The sequence below is a fragment of the Halorussus pelagicus genome, from assembly GCF_004087835.1.
GTDB lineage: Archaea > Halobacteriota > Halobacteria > Halobacteriales > Haladaptataceae > Halorussus > Halorussus pelagicus.
In genome coordinates, this window is record NZ_CP035119.1 from 2,100,002 (window position 1) to 2,116,243 (window position 16,242).

Consider the following 16,242-nt stretch of genomic DNA (forward strand, 5'->3'; position numbering starts at 1 on the left):
GAAAGGAAATTTGCGACCCTCCAGCTACACGCAGGTAATGAGTTCTGACCAACGGATTACGTCGGTTGAGAACGTCCCGGCCGATACGACCGTTCTGTTCACGGTCCGCGACGAGGAGTCAAACGAGGACGACGAGGCGATTCTGACCAAGGTAGACGGGACGGTCACCGGCTGGCTCAATCGGTGTATGCACTTTCAGCATATCCGACTCGATAAGGGGACGGGCGCGCCGAAGCGGAACGGCGAACTCGTCTGCGCGAATCACGGCGCGCTCTTCGAGGGGGATAGCGGACGCTGTACCCACGGGCCGTGCGAAGGCGCATATCTGGACCCAATCGAGGTCGAGGTCAGCGACGGAACTGTCTACCTCACCGACGACGAGTACGAGTTCGTTCGGGAGGGCGGAATCGAGACGGACCCGACAGATTTGACCTCGAAGTCGAACATCGAGTTCTGAGTGCTCTTCCGTTCTGAGAGTTTCCCTCGGTTCCAAGCCTTCGGCTTCTGGGTGACTGAGTGCGGTATAAGAATGCGGCGTATGAATGGTTGGACGCCCGAACTTGCCCGGCGTTCCGTGCCGGGGAGTCCCGGTCGCGTCCTCCACCCCGTAACCCTACGAGCGACAGGTGTCCAATGGCCCGCTGCTCGCTTCCGCGCCTGACGGATTACCATCGGCTAACTCCGACTGCGGCACTCCTGCGAGTGCCCGCCGGAGACCGCTGTCCCCGCAGGACGAGGCTTCGAAGTCGGCTTCCGGGGCCCGGCACGGTCTGACCGGACGCCTCCGGGGTTTGGTCCCCGCTAAAGGCCATAGTGCGGGTAACGAGCAGGGCCTAACTGCCCGACCTAGTCCATTTTAGAATAAGCGGCCACGGCCTTAAGGGCCTTTCGCTAATCGCTCGACGGCGGGTGTCCTCGACACCGAATACGCCGGTGGAATGGACCAAAAACGTCGCCAAACTGCGCCGGAAACACCGTGAGACTGCACCGAAAACACCGCGAGACCCCCCGACTCACGCGACGGCGAGGATGGCCCACGCGTTGCCAGCGACGACGGCCAAGCCCACGAAGAGGTAGACCGCGCTCCCCGCCCGGAAGGTTTGGCGGGCGTCGCTGGTGATACCGGGCAAGAGCAGGAGGACGATTGCCGCCAGCGTCTTCAGCAGGACGAGACCGCCGAGACCGGCCTCGGCGATGAGCGCGGCGGCGACCGGGTTCACCTCTTCCAGTCCCATCGCCAGACCGACCGCGGTCGTGATTACGTCGCCGACCATCACCGCCAGCACCGCGCCGAAGACGGCGGGCGAGACGTATCCCAACCACGACCGGCCCTCGTCGCGCAGGACGTACTCGCGGTCCTCCTCCAACAGGAACTCGTCGTCCCGGAGCATCCACTTCTCGCGGGCGGCGGAGTCGTCGGCGAGGTCCCCCAGTCGGTCGTCCTCGGACGCGTCGATACCGACATCGTTCCCTGACACGACGCCGAGTAGCGCCTCGCGGGGCTTCGTTATGTACCGACTGACAAAATTTTACGGTCGGCCTGCCGGGTAGTAACGGGTCGCTACCGGCGAAAATCCGCCGTCGCGCGGCCGCGGGTCACAGCACCTCGTTGGCGAACCATCCGGCGCTGGCCGCGACTCCAACCGACGCCGCGACCAGCAGCCAGCGGTGATAGTCGAACATCGCGTTCGCGGTGAGACTGCCGACGAGACCGCCGACCGCGACCGCCCACCAGAGGACGAGCAGTGTCATGAATCCGCCGAGGACGACCGCCACGCCCGCCGCGGTCGGCGCGTCCGTTCGGCCGTTGCGCCCGGCCGCGAAGACGATGACGGCGACTGCGGAGAACAGGCCGACGACGAGGTGGACCGGCAGCGCGGTCGGTTGATTGTAGTAGACACCGGCCGCGGCGGCGTCGATGAGGAAGTACGGTACGACGATGACGGCCAGTACGGTGAGCGCGGCGACGACGCCGACCGTCGGCGCTGGCGTCTCGGGCAACCGTTCCTGCGACATGTCCGACGCTTTTCGGGGCGAGAGCAAAAGACCAGCGGTCGAGTCGGAAAAGTCACGTATCAGGCGACACGACTGTCCGGTATGGGATTCGGAAGCACGGCCAAGAAAGTCCAGAAGCTAGCCGACACCGCCGAGAAACTGTACAGCAAACTCAACGACCTCCGCCAGCAGGTCGCCGAGATGCGCGAGCAGTTGGACTCGACCAGCGAGCGCGTCGAGCGACTGGAGCGCGAGAACGCCCAACAGCGAGCGCTCCTCGAAGCGCTCGCCGAGGAACGAGGCATCGACGTGGACGCCGTCGAGACCGACACCGTGGACCTCGACGAGAACGAGACCGGAGACGACGAATCGAGCGACGACGAGAAGGCCGAGACGGAAGCGTAACGACCACACAGCGTCTCCGCGGTCCGCGTGCCGACGTTTCACGAGCGGCGCGAGCGCCACACAAAAAACGTTAACCGCCCTCCCAACTTTTGCCTACTCAATGACGACCCACGAGACGCCACTCGATTCCGTCTTGGAGACGATTGGCGAGACGCCGCTCGTTCGGGTGCAGGCGTCGCCCGACGAGGTGCCGGTGTACGCCAAGGCCGAGTCGTTCAACCCCGGCGCGAGCATCAAGGACCGCATCGGGAAGTACATGGTCGAGACGATGCTGGAACGGGGCGAACTGGAACCCGGCGGCACCGTCATCGAACCGACCGCCGGGAACACCGGCATCGGGTTCGCCATCGCGGCGGGCCAATTAGACGTGAACGCGGTGTTCGTCGTTCCCGAGCGGTTCAGCGTCGAAAAACAGCAGTTGATGGACGCGCTCGGCGCGGAAGTCATCAACACGCCCACCGAAGACGGTATGGGCGGGGCCATCGACCGCGCGCACCAACTCGCCAGCGAGATGGACAACGCCGTCGTTCCCCAGCAGTTCTCGAACCCGCTGAACGTCGAGGCCCACTACGAGACCACCGGCCCGGAAATCTTCGAGGCGCTGGACGGCGAGGTCGGTGCAGTCGTCGCGGGATGTGGCACCGCGGGCACGCTGATGGGCATCGCGGAGTACGCGCTTGAACAGAACCCCGACATCCATGTCACCGCGGTTGAACCCGAGGGGTCGCTCTACTCGGAGACGAAGGGCGAGGCTGTCGCGGAGTCCGAGTACAAAATCGAGGGCATCGGCACGCACGACCTCGACACGAACGAACTGTTCGACCCGGACCTCGTTGACGAGGTGTTGCAGGTCCCGGACCGCCGCGCCCACGACGAACTCAAGCGCCTCGCTGCCGAGGAGAGCCAACTCGTCGCATCGAGTGCGGGCGCGGCCAGCGCGGCCGCCCGAAACGTTGCCGAGCGCATCCGCGACGACGAACTCGATGTACCCCACGACTCGGTCGTGACCGTCTTCGCCGACTCCAGCGAGCGCTACCTCTCGAAGGGCATCTACCGCTCGTTCGAGGAGTGGGACGGATAGCTCTTCTCGACAGTTACCTGCTCTCGGTCCCCGCCCCGACTCTCGCAAACTTTCAAGCGCGCCGACACCCAACGGAGGGACATGGACGCCGACACGTTTCCGGACGCGATTCGCACCGCCAAGGCGACCGAACTCGACCGCCTCGGTTCCCAGCAGGCGCTCGTCGCGCTCACCGACGCCGACCTCGACACCGAACAGGTCCTACGGGCCGCCGCCCGGAGCGAGCACACCGCCAGCGAAACCTTCAGCGAGTGGGCCGAGTCCGCGACGGTGGACGGGGAGAAAGAGGGCGACGGAGCGACCGACGCCGCCGAAACCTTCGCCGCGCTTGCCGAACAGGAGCGCGACCACTACGACCGCGTAGCGGCCGAACTCGACGCAGAGTTCGAAGTCGCTGGCGAAATCGACTCGATGCACGAGTACCTCCGCGACCTCGACACCGCCGTCGAGTGGGCGGCAGGTCTGGTTGGGCGGTCGCTCGCCAGCGACCGCACGCAGTTGCAGGTCGTGAACTTCTTCGTCAACGAGGCCGACGAGCGCCGGGCCGACCTCTTCCGCGACCTGCGCTCGGACACGCAGGCGGGCGTCTCGACCGGTGCTGACCTGCTTGCCGACCGCTGTGACGGCGACGACTGGGAGCGCGCGATGGAAGTCGCCGAGCGAACCGTGCAAATCGCCTACGACGAGTACGCCGAGACGTTGGAGGGGATGGGACTCGACCCGAAACCGATTTGCTGAGCGCGCCTGCCGTCGTATTCTCGTTTCGTTCCCATCTTCGGTCTCGAAATCGCGCTTTCCGAGAACGGCATACCGACGTGTCCGCGCTGTGGCGCGCCAAACTGATACGCAGAATTTAGGTTCGCCTAAGAATCGAAGTCGTTATCTATGTTTAGGCGGGCCTAAATCATATGGAAGACGATGACGGCGGGCACGAGGCACCGACGCGACGAGATTACGTGAAGTACGGCGGCGCGCTTCTCGGCGGCGGTCTCCTCGCAGGCTGTGTCGGTGGAGACAACGGCAGCACCACCCCGACCGACAGCACCACCGCAAGCGAAACGGAGACCGATACGCCGACGAATACGACCACGGCCGACGAATCGTACACGGTCGGCATGGCCCCGATGGGGACCGTCGAGTTCGAGTCGCCGCCGGAGAGGATTTTCACGCGACTGACGCATCTCGCGGGGATGGCGTTCGCGCTCGGGCGCGGTGACGACGTGAACGCGATGCACGCCCCGGATTACTACGACGCGCTCTGGAACCAGTTCACGCCGCGACTCGACGGCGTCACGCTCGATTGGACGGGCCTGTACTCCTCGTGGGAGCCGAGCAAAGAGAAACTCTACGAACTGGACAGTGATGTCCACCTCGCGGACCCGGCCAGTGTGTTCGCACTCCAAGGCTGGAGCATGACGGACCTCGAAGAGATACGAAACAACGTCTCGCCGTGGTTCGGGAACCAGTTCAGCGACACGCACGCCGAGCCTCCCTCCGAATGGGCGGACCGATACGAATACTACGGTCTCTGGGAGATGTTCGAGAAGGTCGCGCAAGTCTTTCAGGAAGAGGACCGATATCGGGCGCTCGCCGAGGTGCGGAGCAACCTCCTGAACACGATTGCGTCGAATCTCCCCCCTGAGTCCGAGCGTCCGACGGCCGTGATGATCGGAGCCAGCGATCTGTCGAGCATCTACGCCTACCGCCTCGACGACCCCGGCTTCCTGACCGCACATACCCGTCCGCTGGAACCGAATAGCGCCTTCAGCCCGACTGTCGCGTCCGGCGATACCGTCGATACGGAGGCCCTGCTGGAAGCGAATCCGAAGGTGATTCTCGCACTCGGCGGGATGCATCCGGGGACCGACATCGGGGCGATTCGAAACGGACTCCGAGACGACGAGGTAACCAAGCAGATCGATGCCGTCGAAAACGACCGCATCTACGCGCAGGGTGCCCGCTATCAGGGACCGATTCTGAACCTGTTCCAGTTGGAGATGACGGCGAAGCAACTCTATCCCGAGCAGTTCGGTGACTGGCCGACCTACGCCGAGGGTCCGTATCCAGAGATTCCCGAAGGGGAGCAGTTGTTCGACCGCCAGCGCGTCGCCAACATCGTGAGCGGAGCGTTCTAACGAGGGGCGCGACGGCGAGTATATCTTTCGGGCCGAGACTGACCACTGGTCACGACCCACACAGCGGTTTTCGACAGTCGTACCAGATTACCTTTAGCCGGGGGGTGGTAAGGACCGAGCATGAACCGGCGCGACTATCTTCGGACTGCAACCGCGGTCGGACTCGCGGGAAGTGTTGCGGGATGTACGGGCTTGCTCGACGGCGACGGAAACCCGAACGTGACGCTGGGCGAACCGGACCGCGAAGTCGATGCCAGTAGCGAGGACCTGCCCTATCCGGCGTGGGGCCAGAAGGTGCCGGATGTCTCGGTTCCGGTCCCGCTGGAGGACCGGACGGTCAGCCTTCGGAGCATCGACAAAGCGAGCCTTGTGACCTTCTTTTACAGTCACTGTAACACCGTGTGTCCGGTCCTCATCTCTGCCATGCGGAACATACAGACTCACTCGCTGAACGAGGGCTACGCCGACGAGGTGGCGTTCTTCCCGACGACGTTCGACCCGGCCCGCGACGACGCCGACCGTTTCCGGGCCTACGCCGACGAGATGAACGTGGACACCGACGCCGGAAACTGGCACTTCCTTCGGCCCGAATCGAAAGATCGCGCGAAGGCGGTCGTCCAAGAGCAGTTCGGCGTCCGCTTCGACCGGACCGAACCCGAAGACATGGACATGTACATGTTCGCTCACAGCGCGCTCACGTTTCTCGTCAACGCCGACGGCTACGTCGAGCGCGCCTATCGGTCGAAATCGCCCGACGCCGACCAGATAATCTCGGACCTCGAAGACATTCGAACATGAATCGACGCCGCGCCCTGCTCGCGCTCGGGGGATTCGGTCTCACCGGCGCGAGCGCGTGGGTCCTCCAAAACGGCGTGGGCGAGACCGGAGACGGTCTCCCCATTCGCGTCGAGACGATGGACGCGCCGGGGTCGTCGGCGGGGAACGCCCGCGTTCCCGCCGACGGAACCGTGACAGTCGTGGACCTGTTTGCGACGTGGTGTGCGCCCTGCGAAGAGCAGATGCACGCGCTCGGCACGGTCCGCGAGGAGTACGGCGACGAGGTGTCGATGGTCTCGGTCACGAACGAGCGCATGGGCGGGTCGCTCACGCGAGGCGACGTTCGGGACTGGTGGCGCGACAACGACGGCGAGTGGACGCTCGGTCTCGACCCGGCCAGCGACCTCATGTCCGCGCTCGGCGCGGGGTCTATCCCTCACGTCGCCGTCTTCGACGCCGCGGGCGAGGTCCGCTGGCAGGAGGGCGGTCTCACCGACGCGGCGACGCTCCGGACCGAAATCGACCGCGCGCTCCGAGAGCAATGACCGTGGAACGCCGGATGACGAGCGCCGGACCGAGCGCGGAGGCCGACCCGTGACGAGCGCGGAGTTCGCTGGTGCGCTCGCGTTCGCAGCTAGCACCGGCGTGACGACGTTCTTCGCTCCCTGCGCGTTCCCGCTGTTGCCGGGGTACGTGGGCTACTACGTCGAGCGCAGCGACGACACCTCTGGCGTCCCCTCCGCGGGGGCGGCCGCCGGGGGCGCGCTGGTCGCGCTCGGCGCAATCGCCGCCCTCGCGTTCGCGCTCGGTCGGACTCTCACCTCGGCGCTCCCGCTCTTCGAACCGCTGGTCGGCGCGGGACTGGTTGCGTTCGGCGCGCTGACGCTGGCGGGTCGCGTGCCCGACCTCCGGGTCGCGCTCCCCGAGCGCCCGCGGTCGGTTCTGGGCTTCGGCGTCTTCGGCGCGGTGTACGCCGTCGCGGCCGCGGGATGCGTCGCGCCGCTGTTCCTCGGCGTCGTGACCCAAGCCCTCGCGTTCTCGCCCGCCCGCGGCGTCGCCGTCGTCGGCGTCTACGCGGGCGGCGTCGCGGCCCCGCTCGTGGGCGTTACCCTGCTGGCGAGCGCGGGCGTCGAGACGTGGCGTGACCTCGGACGCTACGCCGGGTCGCTGGAGCGCGCGGCCGCGGTCGTGATGATTCTTGCGGGTCTCGGGCAACTGTACCTCTCGGTCGTCGTGCTGGACGTGCTGTGAGGCGGGCGAGTAGAAGCGGTTGCGGTCGAGGCTCGCGCTCGGTGGACCAATCACCCGGCGGACGCTCGACGCCACGGACAACTGTTTGGGTGGACTGAAAGGGGCCGTCCGCTCGTGTTCAGTTCAGTCGCCTCAGCGACCTCTATCTGCGCCGGGCGGTGCGGAGAGGCGCAGATATGTCGCTGAGCGACCGTCTCGTGAGCGAAGCGAACGAGACCTCGGAAGTCGCAGCCCGCGCAGGCCGAAGGCCGAGCAGGACCGTCTTCCGGCGGCGAGCGGACGGGGGCTTTCGAGGAGTTTTCGACCGAGTCAGCTTGCTACCTGTTGACTACATCACCTAGCCGCTTCCCGCAAACCTAACCGTCTGGACGCCCTATCTACAGTCCATGACGACGAACAGCGCCACCCTCGCCGGTGGCTGTTTCTGGTGTACCGAGGCGGCGTTCAAGGAACTCGACGGCGTCGAGGAAGTCACGTCCGGCTACGCGGGCGGCCACGTCGAGGACCCGACCTACGAGGAAGTCTGCTCGGGCGACACCGGACACGCGGAGGTCGTGCAGATCGAGTACGACCCCGACGTGTTGAGCTTCGAGGACGTGCTGAAGGTGTTTTTCACGGTCCACGACCCCACCCAACTCAACCGGCAGGGACCGGACGTGGGCACCCAGTATCGGTCGGCGGTCTTCGCCCACGACGACGACCAGCGCGCGACCGTCGAGCGCTTCGTCGAGGAGTTGGAGGCCGAAGGTGCCTACGACGAGGACGACATCGTTACCGAAATCGAACTCCTCGACACGTTCTACGAGGCCGAGGAGCACCATCAGGACTACTACGAGAAAAACCCGAACGACCAGTACTGTTCGATTCAGGCCGAACCGAAGGTCCAGAAGGTCCGCGAGAAGTTCGGCGAGAAGGCGACGCAGTAGGGTCCGTATCGGTAGCCACCTCGGTTTCCGCGTTCGGGACGCGAACGGTGGCGGGGAGACGACCGTAAGGACTCTCGAAGCGACGACGGGGTCCGAGTCGTCGCCGGACGGCCATACGACGAGGTGAGGTGGCGATACGTGCCATTGCGAGGAACCGGACGACTGCGTCGGGCGGATGGTGAAGCCACCGGAACTCTCGGGCGGGACTGAGCAGTAGCTTTCAAACCCTCGCGTTCCCTACCTCGACCAACGATGGGAAACACGGACCTGCGCCAACTGGCGGTTCTCTCGGAAGTCCCCTTCGACGAGTTGGAGGGGAGCGTCGTCGCGGTTGACGCCCACAACTGGCTCTACAAGTACCTCACGACGACGGTGAAGTGGACGCGGGACGAAATCTACACGACCGACGACGGCACGGAGGTCGCCAACCTCATCGGCGTCGTGCAGGGCCTGCCGAAGTTCTTCGAGAACGACCTCACGCCGGTGTTCGTCTTCGACGGTGCGGTCACCGACCACAAGTCCGCGGAAATCGAACAGCGCCGCGAGGAGCGCGCCAAGCGCGAGGAAAAACTCGAAGAAGCCCGCGAGAGGGGCGACGCGGTCGAAATCGCTCGCCTCGACGCCCACACCCAGCGCCTGACCAACACCATCCAGCGGACCACCCGCGAACTGTTCGACCACCTCGACGTGCCCTACATCGAGGCACCCGCGGAGGGGGAGTCCCAAGCCGCGCACATGGCCCGCACGGGCGCGGTCGATTACTGCGGGACTGAGGACTACGACGCGCTCCTGTTGGGCGCGCCCCTCACGCTCCGCCAACTGACCAGCAAGGGCGACCCCGAACTGATGGACTTCGAGGCGACCCTCGACGAACACGATGTGACGTGGGAGCAACTGGTGGATATCGGCATCCTCTGTGGCACGGACTTCAACGAAGGAGTGTCGGGCGTCGGGCCGAAGACAGCCCTGAAGGAGGTCAGGGAGTACGGCGACATCTGGGGCGTCTTGGAGGCCCGCGGCGCGAGCATCGAGAAGGACGTGGACGTGATTCGGGACCTGTTCTTGAACCCGACCGTCTCGGACGACTACGAGTTCGACGCCGAGATGGACCCCGACTTGGAGGCAGCGCGAGAGTACGTCGTCGAGGAGTGGGAAGTCGCTGAAGACGAAGTGGAACGCGGTTTCGAGCGCATCGAGGAGTCCGTCGTACAGACGGGGCTGGACAACTGGACGTAACGGTGTGATTCTACCGCGTACCAATCCGTGATTGTTTCGAGGGTCCCGATACACTCTCGACGGACTCCGGCAAGAAACTTAAACGCGTGAAATCGCTCTAAGTGTAGGATAGTTACTGAGTAGCCCAGAAAGAGAGAGAGAGTGAGAGTTGGCCGATAGTTGTGGATTCCAACCGATATTCTGCTGTCCACAGACCTATGTAAGTAGAGGGACTGTTTTCGTTGATGACAAAATCTGACCTGCTCCGAATCCACGGAATCGGAGAGTACGCGGCGGATGCGTTGGTACGAGACGGAGTAACGACTGCTGCCGGTCTCGAAAAAGCACTGCGGGAACTCGAACCGGCTGCGGGACACATTTATTCTAGCTTTCAGTTAGCTGTGCTGGACGAGCTGAACCTTCCGAAGATTGGTAGTTCAACTGTTTCACAGTACACCCGTCGTACGGACGCTGAGGACGAAATCGTATACGAGTGGGAGCGAGAGACGGAGACGTTCGTCGTAGAACTCCGGAAAGAGGGTGATGCGTTCCGGGCGGAATGGTCCTCCAGTTCCGAGAAGGATCCGTTTCGGTCGGACCTCTACGAACAGCGGAGTGACGCTGTCGCAGCGCTGACTCGATGGGCCTATCGTCCTCCGGAATCCGCATAGTTCCCGATTTCTGTTGACTCGTGCGGCGACCTCGGGCAGATTGGCGCGGCCACTGGCGGGTCGCGCACACGCGCACCCAGTCGTGAAAAAGAGATGAGAGTCCCACGGAGACCGAAAATCCACTCCTTCCCGGACAACGTTTATACCGCAGAGCGAACCAACCGGGGGTATGACCGACGCCGAGCAGTCCCGACAGAAACCGACGGCGGAGAGCGCTACACTGTCGCACAACGCCTTTAGCCCCCGGACCCAAACCACGACCCAATGACACGGGTGATACACACGGGGGACACCCATCTCGGGTACCAGCAGTACCACTCCCCCGAGCGCCGGGAGGACTTCCTCCGGGCCTTCGAGCAGGTCGTAACGGACGCCATCGAGGAGAACGTAGATGCCGTGGTCCACGCTGGCGACCTGTTTCACGACCGTCGCCCGGACCTGAACGCGCTCCACGGAACCATCTCGGTCCTGCGTCGCCTCCGCGAGGCCGACATCCCGTTTCTCGCCGTCGTCGGCAACCACGAGGGGACGCGGGGCCGCCAGTGGCTCGACCTCTTCGAGATGCTGGGGTTGGCCACACGACTCGGCGACGACCCCCAAATCGTCGGCGAGACCGCATTCTACGGTCTCGACCACGTTCCCCAGTCCAAGCGCGACGACCTCGACTACCAGTTCGGCGACCACGACCAATCACACGCCGCGCTGGTGAGCCACGGTCTGTTTCAGCCCTTCGACCTCGGTGACTGGGACGCCGAGGAGGTGCTGACCGAAGCGAACGTCGATTTCGATGCGATGTTGCTCGGCGACAACCACAAGCCCGACAAGGTGGAGGTCGCCGAGACGTGGGTCACCTACTGTGGCTCGACCGAGCGCTGTAGCGCCAGCGAGCGCGAGGACCGGGGCTACAACATCGTGACCTTCGACGGCGAGACCACCATCGCCCGGCGGGGTCTCGACGCGACGCGCGACTTCGAGTTCGTCGAGGCGATCCTCGCCGAGGACGAGGGCATCGAGCGCGTCCGCGAGAAACTCCGGGAGCGCGACCTCGAAGACGCGGTCGTCATCGTGGAAATCGACGGCGAGGGCGAGACGGTCACGCCCGCCCGCGTCGAGGAGTTCGCGCTCGATGCTGGCGCGCTGGTCGCTCGCGTCAAGGACCGCCGTGAGCGAGACGAGGAGGAGGGCGACCTCGACGTGTCGTTCGCGGACCCCGACGACGCCGTGCGCGAGCGCGTCCGCGACCTCGGCCTGAGCGAGGCCGCCCGCAGCATCGACGAGACCGTTCGCACGAGCAAGGTCGCCGACTCGAACATCCGGGAGTCGGTCCGGAATCGCGTGAGCGAACTGGTCGCCGAGGGCGACCTCGACGCCTTCGAGTCTGCGCCCGGAACGGACTCCTCGGGCGAGGAAGGCGAGGAAAGCGAGGAAAGCGAGGAAAGCGAGGAAAGCGACGACTCCGCGGGCGATGTGGACGAGGCCGCCGAAAGCGACGGTGACAAAATCGAGACCGACCAGACCGACGACGAAAGCGACGAGAGAGCGCCCGACCCGAACGACCCCGAAGCCGTGGAAGCGGTCGCGGAGGCCGCGGCGGAAGCCGAATCTGCGGAGAGAGTTGAAGGAACCGCAGAAGCCAAAGAAGCCCCAGAACCGCCGGATGACGATTCTACGGCGGAGACCGACGCCGCGGACGCGGCGGAGGGAACGCTGGAGGAGTACCTATGAAGTTCAACCGCGTGCGCCTGCGGAACTTCAAGTGCTACGCCGACGCCGACCTCGAACTCGACCCCGGCGTCACCGTCATCCACGGCCTGAACGGGAGCGGCAAGTCCTCGTTGCTGGAGGCCTGCTTCTTCGCGCTCTACGGCGCGAAGGCCCTCGACAGGACGCTGGACGACGTGGTGACAATCGGTGAAGAAGAGGCCATCATCGAACTCTGGTTTACCCACGACGGCGGCGACTTCCACGTCCGGCGGCGGATTCGGGCGACCGGCGAGCGCGCGACGACCGCCGAATGCGTTCTCGAAACGCCCGACGACACCGTTGAGGGTGCCCGCGACGTGCGCCGGGAAGTGACGAACCTCTTCCGGATGGATTCGGAGGCGTTCGTCAACTGCGCGTACGTCCGGCAGGGCGAGGTCAACAAACTCATCAACGCCTCGCCGGGCCAGCGCCAAGACATGATAGACGACCTGCTCCAACTCGGAAAGTTGGAGGAGTACCGCGAGCGCGCCAGCAAGGCCCGTCGCGGAGTCACGTCAGTGCTGGACGACAAGCGCGGCAGTCTCTCGGAGTTAGAGAATCAAATCGAACAGAAGGAGGACAAGAACCTCCACGAACGCCTGAACGACCGCAAATCCGCGCTCAAAGAGACCGAGAGCGAAATCGAGCGCTTCGAGGACAACGAGGAGACGGCCCGCGAGACCCGCGAGCAGGCCGTCGAAGTGCTGGAGACCTACGAGGAGAAGCGCGAGGAGTTGGAGTCGTTGGAAGCGGACATCGGGGAGTTGGAGTCCGAAATCGGCCAAACCGAGCGCGAGCGGACCGAACACGGCGAGCGCGTCAGCGAACTCCGCGAGCGAATCGACGACCTCGAATCGCAAACCGCGGACCTGCTGGCCGAGACCGACCTCGATTCGGCCGACGAGGAGACCATCGAGGCGCGACTGGACGAACTCGACGCCGAGGACGAGGCGTTGCAGTCGGAACTCACCGACGCGGAGACCCAAGCCCAGATGTTCGACACGCAATCCGGAAACCTCGCCGAGAAGGCCGCGGAACTGGCGTCGCGCGCAAGCGAGAAGCGCGAGCGCGCCGACGAACTCGACGCCGAGGCCGAGGAGGCCGAGGCGGACCTCGACTCGTACCGCGAGAAACTGGAAACGCTCGGCGAGAAAATCGAGACCGAGAAGGAGACGTTCGAGGACGCGCCCGTCGAGTTCGGCGAGGCCGAGTCGTACCTCGAAACCCGCCGCGAGGAACTGACCGACCTCCGGGAGCGCGAACAGGACCTCACCGCCGAACTGACCAGTTTGCGCGACAGCATCGAGGAGGCCGAAGGACTGCTCGACGAAGGGAAATGTCCCGAGTGTGGCCAACCTGTCGAGGACTCGCCCCACGTCGATTCGCTGGCCGAGGACCGCGAGCGCGCCGACGAACTCGACGCCGAACTCGCCGGAGTTCGGGAAGAGCGCGAGCAGACGGAGGAAAGTGTAGAAGAAGCGAAACGACTCCGCGAGGCCGAGCAGACCGTCGAGAACACGCGGGAAAACCGCCGGAACGTCGAGCAGTTGGTCGAGAACAGGGAAGCGTCGGTCGCCGAGAAGCGCGAGGAGGCCGCCGAGTTACGCGAGGCGGCCGACGAACACGAGGCCGACGCCGAGGACAAGCGCGCGGACGCCGAACAACTCCAGGAGAAGGCAGACGACCGGGCGGCCCGCGTCGAGGAGTTGGAGACCGAGCGCGAGAAAATCGACGCCAAGCGGGAGCGACTAGACGAGATTCGGTCGGTCCGCGAGGACATCGCGGACGCCGAAAACGAGGTCGAGCGCCACCGCGAGAAGCGCGCGAACCTCGAAGAGCAAAACGACCTGCGCCGGGACCGACTCGCCGACAAGCGCGAGCGCCGCAACGACCTCCGGGAGAGCTACGACGAGCGGAAAGTCGAGACCGCCCGCGAGGACAAAGCGGAGGCTGAGGAGTATCTGGAGAACGTCGCGGTGAAGTTGGACGAACTCCGAGAAAAGCGCGACGACCTCCAGAGCGCCATCGGCGGCGTTGAGGGCGAAATCGAGGAACTCGAACGCCTGCGTGACCGACGCGACGACCTCGCCGAGCGCGTCGAGTCGCTTGCGGAACTGCGCGACGAGGCCGCCGAGTTGCAGGAGATGTACGGCGACCTCCGGTCGGAACTCCGCCAGCGCAACGTCGAGCAGTTAGAGGAGATGCTGAACGAGGTATTCGACCTCGTCTACCAGAACGACTCGTACGCGCGCATCGAACTCGACGGCGAGTACGAGTTGACGGTCTACCAGAAGGACGGCGAGTCGCTGGACCCCGAACAGCTCTCGGGCGGCGAGCGCGCGCTGTTCAACCTGAGCCTGCGGTGTGCCATCTATCGGTTGCTCTCGGAGGGTATCGAAGGGACCGCGCCGATGCCGCCGCTGATTCTGGACGAACCGACGGTCTTCCTCGACTCGGGGCACGTCTCGCAACTCGCCGAACTCATCGAGTCGATGCGGCAACTCGGCGTCGAGCAGATCGTCGTCGTGAGCCACGACGACGAACTCGTCGCGGCGGCCGACGACGTGGTGTGGGTCGAGAAGGACTCGGTGTCGAACCGCTCGACGGTCGAGCGCCGGGAGCGCGCACTGGAAGCGGCCGACTGACGAAGACGAGCAGAACAGGGAGACCCTCACGCTCTCGAAGGAGTCGGGGACGCAGGTCTCGGAGTTCGCCGACAGTCCCTACTCGTCGGTCAGCAGCGCCAGCCCCTCGTTCGCTCGGTCGGTCGTCGCGTAGCCACGTTCGCCCATCACGTCGGTTTCCTCGACCAGACCGCCCGCGCGAAACTCCGTGAGCAGACCGAGCAGGTCGCTCTCGCAGAGGTCGGTCGCCGAGAGCAGGTGGCGGACCGAGTGAGGACCGCGCTCGCGGAGGTCGATCAACAGGCCGAGCGCGCGCTCGTCGGGCGTCGCGGTCAGGACCGCTCGGGCCGACTCCGGAACTGCGCGGGCCGCCGTCGCCAGCGGCGACTCCCCGGAGACACGTTCGAGTTCGTCGCAGCCGCGATACGTCTCCTCCCCTGTCTCGGGGTCCCGAACTTTGCAGGCGTCGCTCGACTCGGTGAGTAACAAGAACAGGTCGCCGGACTCGTCCCGGACAGTTCGCATGGACGGTCGTAGGCGCGGCGCGCCGTTAGTCCTTCTGAAGTTCCGAGTCGGCGGACTCGGCGTCGGTTTTCCCGTCGTCGGTCGCGGGGTTAGTCTCGCCGTCGGTCACCCCATCGTCCTCGCTGTCAGCGTCGCTGTCGTCGGCCTCTCCATTGTCCTCGTCGTCGCTCTCTATCTCGCGCTGGACGATCCGATAGCGACGCCACCCGCGGAGGAACGCGAACGCACCGACGGCAACCAGCGCACCGCCGACCTGCCAGCGTCCCTCGAAGCCGACGAGCATCAGGCCGAGACTCATGCCGAACAGCGCGACGTTGAAGAGAAGAACCAGCGACCAGAACTGCTGTTTGAGTTCCGGGTCGGCGTCGTTCTGAGACGTGTCGGGGACCTGTGGCGGGTCCGGAGCGAGATTCTCCGAGGGGTCGTCGGGAATCAGGTCGGTCTCGGCCTCCGTGGGGTCCTCGGGGAGCAAGTCCGCTACCGGGTCGTCGCGGTCGTTCGGCTTCGAGTCGTCGGGAGCCACTGTTCGACAGTCGAAAGGGAGCGAGCAAAAACGCTTCGCCCTCGTCGGGTGGGTAGTCGCAGGTCGGGAGGTCCGGGACCGTCAGATCTGTTCTTTGAGTGTCAGCGGTCGGCCCGCCTTCAACCACGCCAACGGATTTTCCGCGTCATAGAATACGACGCCGTCCTCCGTCTCGTAGGCTTCGATGGGTGCTTCCGTCTCCGAGGGTTCGGGAAGCGCCGCTTCCGCACGGTCCAGTTCGTCGCCGGGGTTGGCGTAGTCGGACATTGGCGTCACCTCATACCGTGGTAAGCGTTAACACATTATATAGCTTTCCCTTTAACATGGATAAATAGCCAACTCCTAAGAGTCGCAGTAATGAGATTTCTCCC

At 64.8% G+C, this 16,242-nt stretch carries 18 protein-coding genes and 1 other RNA gene; 13 read left to right on the plus strand and 6 right to left on the minus strand.

What is annotated here, in order from left to right; translation table 11 throughout:
- The first annotated feature begins 37 nt into the window (after positions 1-37).
- Complete coding sequence (locus EP007_RS10480) at positions 38-457, plus strand: Rieske (2Fe-2S) protein (RefSeq protein ID WP_128477608.1); 420 nt, start codon at positions 38-40, stop codon at positions 455-457.
- Positions 458-544: 87 nt separating this feature from the next.
- On the opposite strand, the gene ffs is transcribed toward EP007_RS10480, so the two are convergent.
- The 3 genes from ffs to EP007_RS10495 all read right to left on the minus strand — a co-directional run bounded on the left by ffs (position 545) and on the right by EP007_RS10495 (position 2,016).
- Positions 545-857: signal recognition particle sRNA (gene ffs / locus EP007_RS10485), an RNA gene on the minus strand.
- Positions 858-1,013: 156 nt separating this feature from the next.
- A complete protein-coding gene (locus tag EP007_RS17930; protein WP_243700365.1) occupies positions 1,014-1,478 on the minus strand; it encodes a DUF5658 family protein in 465 nt (154 codons plus the stop codon).
- Positions 1,479-1,596: 118 nt separating this feature from the next.
- On the minus strand, positions 1,597-2,016 hold the full coding sequence (locus tag EP007_RS10495; protein ID WP_128477609.1) for a DUF7548 family protein: 420 nt from the start codon (positions 2,014-2,016) through the stop codon (positions 1,597-1,599).
- 81 nt (positions 2,017-2,097) lie between these two features.
- On the opposite strand from EP007_RS10495, the gene EP007_RS10500 reads away from it, so the two are divergent.
- The 12 genes from EP007_RS10500 (at position 2,098) to rad50 (ending at position 14,844) form a co-directional block, all read left to right on the plus strand.
- Positions 2,098-2,400: a DUF5798 family protein gene (locus EP007_RS10500; protein WP_128477610.1), complete on the plus strand. Its 303-nt coding sequence runs from the start codon at positions 2,098-2,100 to the stop codon at positions 2,398-2,400.
- Positions 2,401-2,500: 100 nt separating this feature from the next.
- On the plus strand, positions 2,501-3,481 hold the full coding sequence (locus tag EP007_RS10505; RefSeq protein ID WP_128477611.1) for a PLP-dependent cysteine synthase family protein: 981 nt from the start codon (positions 2,501-2,503) through the stop codon (positions 3,479-3,481).
- Between the two features lie 81 nt (positions 3,482-3,562).
- The gene (locus EP007_RS10510; protein ID WP_128477612.1) at positions 3,563-4,219 is read left to right on the plus strand and encodes a rubrerythrin family protein; all 657 of its coding nucleotides are present in this window, start codon (positions 3,563-3,565) and stop codon (positions 4,217-4,219) included.
- 170 nt (positions 4,220-4,389) lie between these two features.
- Positions 4,390-5,616 carry an ABC transporter substrate-binding protein gene (locus tag EP007_RS10515; protein WP_128477613.1) on the plus strand — a complete coding sequence of 409 codons (1,227 nt, stop codon included), beginning with the start codon at positions 4,390-4,392 and terminating at the stop codon, positions 5,614-5,616.
- Between the two features lie 120 nt (positions 5,617-5,736).
- Positions 5,737-6,414, plus strand: a complete 678-nt coding sequence (locus EP007_RS10520) for an SCO family protein (RefSeq protein ID WP_128477614.1) — start codon at positions 5,737-5,739, stop codon at positions 6,412-6,414.
- Positions 6,411-6,938, plus strand: coding sequence for a TlpA family protein disulfide reductase (locus EP007_RS10525; RefSeq protein ID WP_128477615.1), 528 nt, complete (start codon positions 6,411-6,413; stop codon positions 6,936-6,938). Before EP007_RS10520 ends, EP007_RS10525 begins: the two co-directional genes overlap by 4 nt.
- Positions 6,939-6,987: 49 nt before the next feature.
- Positions 6,988-7,644, plus strand: coding sequence for a cytochrome c biogenesis protein CcdA (locus tag EP007_RS10530; RefSeq protein ID WP_128477616.1), 657 nt, complete (start codon positions 6,988-6,990; stop codon positions 7,642-7,644).
- 386 nt (positions 7,645-8,030) lie between these two features.
- Positions 8,031-8,570 (plus strand): peptide-methionine (S)-S-oxide reductase MsrA, encoded by a 540-nt coding sequence (gene msrA, locus EP007_RS10535; RefSeq protein ID WP_128477617.1) that lies wholly within the window; start codon positions 8,031-8,033, stop codon positions 8,568-8,570.
- A gap of 252 nt (positions 8,571-8,822) precedes the next feature.
- The gene (gene fen / locus EP007_RS10540) at positions 8,823-9,806 is read left to right on the plus strand and encodes a flap endonuclease-1 (RefSeq protein ID WP_128477618.1); all 984 of its coding nucleotides are present in this window, start codon (positions 8,823-8,825) and stop codon (positions 9,804-9,806) included.
- Between the two features lie 224 nt (positions 9,807-10,030).
- Positions 10,031-10,456, plus strand: coding sequence for a hypothetical protein (locus EP007_RS10545; protein ID WP_128477619.1), 426 nt, complete (start codon positions 10,031-10,033; stop codon positions 10,454-10,456).
- A 264-nt stretch (positions 10,457-10,720) separates the two neighbouring features.
- Positions 10,721-12,181: a DNA double-strand break repair protein Mre11 gene (gene mre11, locus EP007_RS10550; protein WP_128477620.1), complete on the plus strand. Its 1,461-nt coding sequence runs from the start codon at positions 10,721-10,723 to the stop codon at positions 12,179-12,181.
- A complete protein-coding gene (rad50, locus tag EP007_RS10555; RefSeq protein ID WP_128477621.1) occupies positions 12,178-14,844 on the plus strand; it encodes a DNA double-strand break repair ATPase Rad50 in 2,667 nt (888 codons plus the stop codon). The genes mre11 and rad50 overlap by 4 nt, the downstream gene beginning before the upstream one ends.
- A 78-nt stretch (positions 14,845-14,922) precedes the next feature.
- On the opposite strand, the gene EP007_RS10560 is transcribed toward rad50, so the two are convergent.
- The 3 genes from EP007_RS10560 to EP007_RS10570 all read right to left on the minus strand — a co-directional run bounded on the left by EP007_RS10560 (position 14,923) and on the right by EP007_RS10570 (position 16,138).
- Positions 14,923-15,348, minus strand: coding sequence for a DUF7346 family protein (locus EP007_RS10560; RefSeq protein WP_128477622.1), 426 nt, complete (start codon positions 15,346-15,348; stop codon positions 14,923-14,925).
- A 25-nt stretch (positions 15,349-15,373) separates the two neighbouring features.
- The gene (locus EP007_RS10565) at positions 15,374-15,871 is read right to left on the minus strand and encodes a DUF7322 domain-containing protein (protein WP_128477623.1); all 498 of its coding nucleotides are present in this window, start codon (positions 15,869-15,871) and stop codon (positions 15,374-15,376) included.
- An 81-nt stretch (positions 15,872-15,952) separates the two neighbouring features.
- Positions 15,953-16,138, minus strand: a complete 186-nt coding sequence (locus tag EP007_RS10570; protein ID WP_128477624.1) for a DUF7331 family protein — start codon at positions 16,136-16,138, stop codon at positions 15,953-15,955.
- Positions 16,139-16,242: the final 104 nt, after the last annotated feature.

Bases quoted from the DNA above. Each gene is read 5' to 3' on its own strand.
- EP007_RS10480 (WP_128477608.1), top strand. From the start codon at position 38: ATGAGTTCTGACCAACGGATTACGTCGGTTGAGAACGTCCCGGCCGAT.
- EP007_RS10495 (WP_128477609.1), bottom strand. From the start codon at position 2,016: ATGTCGCAGGAACGGTTGCCCGAGACGCCAGCGCCGACGGTCGGCGTC.
- EP007_RS10500 (WP_128477610.1), top strand. From the start codon at position 2,098: ATGGGATTCGGAAGCACGGCCAAGAAAGTCCAGAAGCTAGCCGACACC.
- EP007_RS10505 (WP_128477611.1), top strand. From the start codon at position 2,501: ATGACGACCCACGAGACGCCACTCGATTCCGTCTTGGAGACGATTGGC.
- EP007_RS10510 (WP_128477612.1), top strand. From the start codon at position 3,563: ATGGACGCCGACACGTTTCCGGACGCGATTCGCACCGCCAAGGCGACC.
- EP007_RS10515 (WP_128477613.1), top strand. From the start codon at position 4,390: ATGGAAGACGATGACGGCGGGCACGAGGCACCGACGCGACGAGATTAC.
- EP007_RS10520 (WP_128477614.1), top strand. From the start codon at position 5,737: ATGAACCGGCGCGACTATCTTCGGACTGCAACCGCGGTCGGACTCGCG.
- EP007_RS10525 (WP_128477615.1), top strand. From the start codon at position 6,411: ATGAATCGACGCCGCGCCCTGCTCGCGCTCGGGGGATTCGGTCTCACC.
- msrA (WP_128477617.1), top strand. From the start codon at position 8,031: ATGACGACGAACAGCGCCACCCTCGCCGGTGGCTGTTTCTGGTGTACC.
- fen (WP_128477618.1), top strand. From the start codon at position 8,823: ATGGGAAACACGGACCTGCGCCAACTGGCGGTTCTCTCGGAAGTCCCC.
- EP007_RS10545 (WP_128477619.1), top strand. From the start codon at position 10,031: ATGACAAAATCTGACCTGCTCCGAATCCACGGAATCGGAGAGTACGCG.
- mre11 (WP_128477620.1), top strand. From the start codon at position 10,721: ATGACACGGGTGATACACACGGGGGACACCCATCTCGGGTACCAGCAG.
- rad50 (WP_128477621.1), top strand. From the start codon at position 12,178: ATGAAGTTCAACCGCGTGCGCCTGCGGAACTTCAAGTGCTACGCCGAC.
- EP007_RS10560 (WP_128477622.1), bottom strand. From the start codon at position 15,348: ATGCGAACTGTCCGGGACGAGTCCGGCGACCTGTTCTTGTTACTCACC.
- EP007_RS10570 (WP_128477624.1), bottom strand. From the start codon at position 16,138: ATGTCCGACTACGCCAACCCCGGCGACGAACTGGACCGTGCGGAAGCG.